Source organism: Candidatus Phytoplasma stylosanthis, assembly GCF_032886435.1.
Lineage (GTDB): Bacteria > Bacillota_I > Bacilli_A > Acholeplasmatales > Acholeplasmataceae > Phytoplasma > Phytoplasma stylosanthis.
Genome location: NZ_JAUZJP010000009.1, coordinates 1 through 7,843, shown reverse-complemented (window position 1 = coordinate 7,843; position 7,843 = coordinate 1). Strand labels below are relative to the sequence as shown.

6 protein-coding genes are annotated in these 7,843 nt (G+C 16.7%); 1 reads left to right on the top strand and 5 read right to left on the bottom strand.

The window, feature by feature from the left end; genetic code table 11:
* The first annotated feature begins 462 nt into the window (after positions 1 to 462).
* Complete coding sequence (locus tag Q8777_RS01735; RefSeq protein WP_318676039.1) at positions 463 to 1,461, top strand: IS3 family transposase; 999 nt, start codon at positions 463 to 465, stop codon at positions 1,459 to 1,461.
* 46 nt (positions 1,462 to 1,507) lie between these two features.
* Here the strand turns inward: Q8777_RS01735 and Q8777_RS01730 are convergent, their stop codons facing one another.
* The 5 genes from Q8777_RS01730 to Q8777_RS01710 all read right to left on the bottom strand — a co-directional run bounded on the left by Q8777_RS01730 (position 1,508) and on the right by Q8777_RS01710 (position 7,467).
* Complete coding sequence (locus Q8777_RS01730) at positions 1,508 to 3,142, bottom strand: hypothetical protein (protein ID WP_318676040.1); 1,635 nt, start codon at positions 3,140 to 3,142, stop codon at positions 1,508 to 1,510.
* A 95-nt stretch (positions 3,143 to 3,237) separates the two neighbouring features.
* Positions 3,238 to 4,608, bottom strand: coding sequence for an ATP-binding protein (locus Q8777_RS01725; protein WP_318676041.1), 1,371 nt, complete (start codon positions 4,606 to 4,608; stop codon positions 3,238 to 3,240).
* Positions 4,609 to 4,753: 145 nt separating this feature from the next.
* Entirely contained in the window at positions 4,754 to 5,380 is a 627-nt protein-coding gene (locus Q8777_RS01720; protein WP_318676042.1) for a hypothetical protein, read from the bottom strand.
* A 107-nt stretch (positions 5,381 to 5,487) separates the two neighbouring features.
* Positions 5,488 to 6,048 (bottom strand): hypothetical protein, encoded by a 561-nt coding sequence (locus Q8777_RS01715; RefSeq protein WP_318676043.1) that lies wholly within the window; start codon positions 6,046 to 6,048, stop codon positions 5,488 to 5,490.
* A 687-nt stretch (positions 6,049 to 6,735) separates the two neighbouring features.
* Positions 6,736 to 7,467 carry a hypothetical protein gene (locus Q8777_RS01710; RefSeq protein ID WP_318676044.1) on the bottom strand — a complete coding sequence of 244 codons (732 nt, stop codon included), beginning with the start codon at positions 7,465 to 7,467 and terminating at the stop codon, positions 6,736 to 6,738.
* Positions 7,468 to 7,843: the final 376 nt, after the last annotated feature.

Sequence of the window (7,843 nt, the reverse complement as noted above, 5' to 3'; positions counted from 1 at the left end):
TATTTATGAGAATAAAAAAAGATTAGAAAATAAAACAATTTAGTTTTATTTTAAAATTCAAAAATAAGAAAAAAGGAATATATTTTGAAAATAGGTATTTTTACAGATTCTAATTTAAACATTATTACCTGAACTGCACCCCTAATATTAAAACAAAATAAATTTTTATTTTGTCATAATATAATAATAAAAAAATGTTTTCAATTTATATATGCAAACAAAAAAAAATATTTCCCTTAAAAAAAATATTTATTTTTAAATTCTAAAAAAACAGTAAAATATTTTTTTTATTTAAACAATTAGAAAAAAAATTATATTGTTTCTTTTTTTTATTAAAAAAATTTGTTCAATTTATTAATTATTTTTTACATTTTAGAAATTTTTATAATATTTTTTATTTCATGTTATTAAGTTATTAAAAAAATTTAAAAACAAAATTAAAAATAGGAGTAAAAAATAAATATGAAAAAAATAAGTGAAAAAAAAGAATCAATTAAAAGAAAAAAAGAAATTGAATTGTTGCAATTGGTAATTAGTTATTGTAGCCCTAATTTTAGAAATTTAATTTTTAATTTAGTTAAAATTTATAAAAAATATTTTAAAATAAATAAAATTTTAAAATTATTAAAAATAAGTCGTAGTTCTTACTATTACTGGAAAACTAAAAATAAAATAAAACACAAAAAAAATAAAAATTATCAAAAAATCACCAAAAGAATAGGTAAATTATGTAAAAAAAATAAATATTCTTTTGGTTATCGCAAAATAAAAAACCTTTATTATGAAAATTATAAAGAAATAATTAATGGCAAAAAAGTTTTAAAAATAATGAGTAAAAATGAATGGTTAATGCGTTATAGAAAACCTTTCAATAAAAAAATATTTTATAAAAAAAATATTCAATCAAAATTTAATTTAATCAATTTAAATTTTAAATCTGAAAAACCACTCCAAAAGATATATACAGATTTAACTTGTTTTAAGACTAAAAATGGTAATTTTTGGCTATCTGTGATAATTGATGGTTTTAATAATCAAATTTTATCTTCTGTAATGAGTTTAAATCCTGATTTAAAATTAGTAAAAAAAACTTTTCAAAAATTACCAAAAATAAAAGAAAATTGCATTCTTCATTCTGATCAAGGTAGCGTTTATCAAAGTATTAAATTCAAAAAATTTCTTATAAAAAGAGGTTTTTTAATAAGTGTATCAAGGAAAGCTTTTCCAAATGATAATGCAATTATAGAATCTTATTTTGGTATTTTAAAAGGATATTTAAAAGAAAGTTCAACTCCCTCGTATAAAGAAAATTTTATAACTTTGAAGAAAAAAATAAAAAAATTTACATTTTATTATAATAAAAATTGGATATTTCAAAAATTTAATTATAAATCTCCGCTTCAATATCTAGAATCGCAACAATTAAAAATAAATTTTCAAAAAATTAAAGATTTTTCTTAAAAATAAAAATTTAAAAAAATATTTATTTTATGTTTATGTTTTTAATTTACTTTTGCATTTGAAATTGAGGTACTTTTATTTCTGTTTTTTTATTTTTATTTTCAAGAATTATTTTTTGTATTTTTTCATAATTAGGATTTTGTTGTTGTAATTCTGTATATTCTAATTCTTTTTCTTGAATATTTTCCTCAATTTTATTTTTTTGTTTTTGTAAATTATCTATTAAATTAACATGTTTTTCTTTTTCTAAAAATTCGGCTCTCTTTTTTTCTAATTCTTCTATTGATTTTTCATATTCGCTTATCCATTCACTATAAACCATCATTTCTTTATCATTTTCTTTATATGTTTGGATTTTTAATTTTCTTATTTCTTCAATTAATTCATTACTATTAATTTTATTTTTATAATTATTGTATTTTTCTTCATAAAGAAAATAATCTTGCTCTAATTTTTCCAAGTCTTTATTAATATCATTAATAAAAATTTTTAATAATTCAGCACTTATCATTTTAGGTTCTTCGCCATTTTTTTGTGTTAAAAAATCTATTATTTTATGAATTCGATGTTCTTTAGGGATAACCATTTTACATGATTGATTATCTTGTTCACTTTTTCTATCAAAAGTAATATTTTGATTTACAATATTAAAACCAGTTTTTAAACTTAATAAATCATTTATTTTATTAAAAGCTTTAAAAATAACTTTAAATAAATTTCCTAAAGAAAAAGCATTATTCCTTTCCCAATCCTCAGCATTTTGTCTTAACAATAATAAATTATATTTTAAAACTTGATAAGCTTCTTTTTCTGTTTTTATTTCTTCCATTTTATTTTTAACTGAATTCATATTTTCTTGAATCTCTCTTTTTTTATCTTCAACAGAAATTATTTGTGATGCTATTTTTTTAAGTTCTAAATCTAATCTATTCATAGATTGAATCATATTTTCTTTAAAACTTTTTGCTATTTCTAATTGTTTAATTAATGATTCTTCTGTTGTTTCTAATTTTTTAATTTTTATTTTTGTATTAGTTATTTCCTCTACTATTTTAATTTGTTTTTTTTGTAATTCTTCTATTTCTTTATATAATTTATCTTTTTTTTGTTCATTTTGTTCTTTTTTTAATTCTTTTTCTTTTTGTTTAATTTCTTCTTCAATTTTTATTTTTTCTTTTTCTAAATCTATTAATCTTCCTTTTTCAATAACTATTTCACCTTGAACATCATTTAACTGTAATTTAATTTTTTCAATTGTTTTTTCATTATTTTCAATAATATTTTTAATTTTATCTTTATCAGCTTCAGTAATTTTTTGAGATTCATAAAGTATTTTTAATTCTTTTTCCGTAACTTCCATTTCTTTTTCCCAATTAGACGCTAAACCTTTATATTTATCTAATAAATCATCATATTTATTAATAGTCTTGTCTACTTCTAAAATTAATTTATCATAATTTTTAGTCACAGATTCTTTTTTTCGAAAAATAAAAAACCAGATAACAATAGAAGAACTTAAAATAATTAAAATATAAAAAAATTTATGTTTTAAAGAAATTTTTGTTCCGCAAATTTTATCAATAAAAAAAAATATAAATATTATAATTAATGCAATTATAAACCAAGTAAAATAATTTTGAAAACTAAATAAACCACTTAAAATATTTAAAGGAGATAACATTTTTTCTTCTTTTTCCTTTTTTATACTTTTTTTATAAAAGATAATCTTTCTTAAAATAAAAAAAAATTTGTAATTTTTTTTATTATTTTTATTTTTTATTTAATAATTTTTTTTGCTTTTTCAAGAGATGTTAATTTATCATCTATTATCAATTGATAAGCTATTTTTAAATCTTCAATATTTATGGATTTGCATTCACAACAATTTTCTAAAATATTAGCATCAGTTTTTTGTTTATTTTTATTATTTTCGTAAAAAAATTTATTATTTTCAAAACGTTTTTCATGTTCAGGATGAGAACATACTTTTTTATTTTCCGTATTTTTAATTTCTCTACTGATAGATTGGGAATTAGCTTCTTTAACCAAATTTTCTAAAATACGATAAGCTTTTTTATAATTTTTTTCATTTGGTGTTTCTACTAAAAAACCATTTATATTTTTTTCATAATGAGGAGGTAAATTTTCTAAACCTTCATTAATAATTTCTAATAAAAATTCTTTGGCTTCAATTGTTATAGGAAATTGATGTTTTTTTAATATATCTTTTAATTGTATTTTACGTTCTTCTTTATTACCTGGTATTAACTCTATTTTATGAGTAAAACGTGATAAAATAGCAGATTCTAGTCCATCAATATGGTTTGTTGCTGCAATAACAAAAATAGGTTGTTCAGAATTTATTTCTTCTGGGCGAGGTTCTAATTGTATTTTGAATTCATTAACAACATTGGCGATTTCAGAACCTGGTTTTAAACTATCAATATTTAAAAAAACATTTTCACATTCATCTAAAAAAATAATGGCTCCCTTTCCGTTTCTATGAGCCGCTTCTCTAGCAAGTTCAAATAATTCTTTTACCATTTTAGGAGCTTTTCCTATTAATTCTTGAGCGAAAATAGAACAAGATGTTTCAATAAAAGGTACTTCAGATTCTCTGGCAATGGAACTGGCAAAAACAGTTTTTCCGCAACCAGGAGTTCCAAACATTATCAAACCTTTTGGTAAAGAAACAGAACCACGATTTTGAAAAAATTTTTTATTTTTTAAGAAATTAACAAAATTTTTAGCAACTAATTTAGGTTCTTGTAATCCTGTTAATTCATCAAATTTAGGAAATTTTTTATAATCTTTAGCTACAAAATTTTCGCTAGCCAAAAAAATGTTTTTATCAGAAGAAAAAAAATTATTTTTATATTTTGTATCATCATAAGATATTTCTTGTTTTTTTTCTTGATCATTAATCATTTTTTCTAATTTTTCTGTATTATTTTTTATGCTATTGCAATTTTTTTCTAATTTATAAATATTTTTATTCATTTTATTTATTTGATCTTCATTTTGAAGAATAGCTTTATTATGAATCCAAACATATAAAATCAAAAAAAAAGAAATTAAAAATAAAATAAATAAAAAAATATTAAAAAAAGAAAATTTTTTTTTATATTCATTTAGTTTATTTTCCATTTAAAAACCCTACTTTTTCAAATTGTTTTTCAAAATTATTTAAAATAAAATATTTTTTAATTTATAAAAAAAAAATCATTTTAAATTAGTTTTTTTTACTAATTTAAAATGAATACAAATAGAAAATCATTTGAACAATAAACTATTAATTAATATTTTGTATTTCTTGATTTAAAAAATTATTACCACCTGTAATTGTTTTCCCTTGTTTATCTACTATTTCATAGTCATAAACTAAGAAAAGCTTAGGTTCATTTACTGAGTTAATTATATCTTTTTGTTGAATTTTAGTGTGAACTATAATTTTTTGTATTTCATTTTCTTTCATTGGAAAAAAACAAGGTTTATTATTATCTTTATAAATTTCTCTTTTATTATTTTTATCATTTGTAGTAAACTGAACATCAAAAAAATCTTTAGCATTATTAAAGGTATTTTGAGTATCCCAAAAAAAATCAATTTTCAAAAATAAAGGTTCTTTAATTTCCATACCTTTAGAATAAAGAATAACTGAATGATCAATTGTTATAATATAATCATATTTATTTGTATTAAAATTCGGAACAGAGATAGGAATAATAAATTTTTCTTTATCATTATCAATATTGTTTAATTTTTCTACATCTAAAATAGGAAAATTATTTAATAATTTAATTTCTTCTTTTTTTCTTTTAAATAAATATCGAGATGCGATAATAAATGAAATTATAAGTAAAGAAAAAATTAAAAAAATAAAAAAATAAATTTTAAATTTTTTCATATTTTTTAACATTATTTTCACAAAAACCTTTACGAAATAATACTTATTTGATTTAAAAATAAATTTTATAATTATTTTTTATATTTTTTTATTATAAAATTTTTAAATTTAATTTTTTATTAATCTTTGTCTTTAAATGAAATAATTTCTAACATTAATTTATTATTTTTATCTTCTAATTTTTCGATAGTATCTTTTAATATTAATTGATTTTGTTCAGATTCTGATTTTATTTGTTTGATCATTTCTTCTAAATTTTTATTTTCATTTGCTAATATATTATTTTTGTGTTTTAGAGATTGATTTTCTTTTAATTTATCATTAATAATTTTTGGATCTAAATTTGAAATAGAATCACTATCAATAGAATTTACAAAATTATCCGAACTTTTTACTAATTCATAAAAAGAATTTATTTCATTAATATAATTTTGAAGATCATTACGAAATTTAATTAAATTTAATATTTTTTCTGGTTTTTGAAATATATCGTAAAATTCTTCTTTAATAGATTCAGAAATATCATTTTCAAGTTCATCTTCTAAAATATTATTATATTCTGAATTTTTATCATCTTTATCTTTATTTTTATAAGAATAAATAGATAAAAATAAAGACAAAAATAAAATCAAAGATAAAGAAATTTTTAATATTTTTTTTCTTACTTGAGAATTTATCATTATTATTACAATCCAATCTTTTTTAATTTTTTTAAATAATAGAAAAATATTTTAATAATGAAAAAAATTATAATTTTGTTTTTTTAAATAAAATTAAAAAACAGAATTATAAAATAAAAGTTTAAAAAAGTTAATATAATTATTTTTTTAAACCATGTAATTTTTATTAAAATCTGAAGTTTTTTTATTAAAAAAATTAATTTTTAATAAAAATAAAATTTTAAAATAAAGTTATTATAAAAATAAAAATATTAAAAATAAATAAAATAATTAATATTTTTTGTCGAATCATTTTGAATTAAACTAGCCTGGTTTTAAATAATAAATAAAAATTAAATTATTTAAAATAAATAAAAAAAATATTTGCTTTAATAAAGCGAATATTCTTTTTTTATTTATAAAAAAAACAAAAAAATATTTTTTTAAATTTTCAATAAATAATTCCATTAAATAAAAATAAAATTTATTTAATAAAAAAGAATTATTTAAAAAAAAACAATTTTTATTCAACATTTTTCCATTCCTTTTTTTATTTTTATTAAATAAATAATTCAACAAAATTAATAATAATTTTTGTTTATAATTTTTTATTTCTTATTAAAGAAGAATAAAAAATAAGAATGAGTTCAATATAATTAGAATTTTTTTATAAAGAAAAATTTAAAAATAAATATAAATGAACATTTATTAAAGGAGTTTTAAAAAAAAATATTTCTTATAAAATTTTTTTTTTAATTTTAAAATACCATTTTCTCGATATTTATAGACTTGTTTTTTTGTTATATTCAATTTAGAAGAAATTTGATTTAAAGAAAAAACAAAATTATAAGTCGAAATATTATTTTCTAAAATACCATAACTATATAGAAAAACTTGGTATTCTATTTGACTTAAATTTATTTTTATCTGTTGGAAAAATATTTCATAACAAACTTTTTTCATATATAATTCATGAGGATTCAAATTTTTAGGGAAATATGGATTGTATTCATATTCCTCATCTTTTTCACTATTTATAAACAAAAATTCAGAATTTTTATGAAATTTTTTATATTTTTTATCTTTATTATAAATTCTTGTTGGAATAGACGGAATATGACTAATTCGAATTAATTTATCAATTTGTTGTCTAATTTTAGCTCTTGTAAAAGTAAAAAAATCACATTTATGTTTTTTTGGACAATAATCTAACAAAGATTGTTCTATTGATAAAGTTCCTTCATTAATTAAATCTTTTTTTTCTAAACATTTAGGAAAATATTTAATTTTATTAACAATAAAACCAATAATATTTACATAAAATAATATAAATATTTCCTCCCGAACTTTATGATTGTTTCTATTATCATTTAAATATATAAAAAATAATTCATTAATTTCATTAACTTTTTTTAAATATTTTTGAAAATTATCTTTCATTTTATAATTTTTTCCTCTTTTTTTATTTTTTTTAATAAAAAATAAAAATAATTACCAAAATAAATAAAATATTTAAATAGAAATTAAACAAAAAATGTCTAATATATAGGGTGCAGTGAATACTAATAAAAATTTATAAAATTTATATTATAAATAATTTTTTATTAAAAAAAATAAAAAAACATTTATAATATAGATTGGTGGTTCTAATGAATCACTGTATTTACAAATTCTTATTTTTATATAAAAATTAAAAAATTAAAAATTAAAAATTAAAAATTAAAAATTAAAAAATTAAAAAATTAAAAAATTAAAAAATTAAAAAATTAAAAATTAAAAATTAAAAATTAAAAATTAAAAATTAAAAATTAAAAAT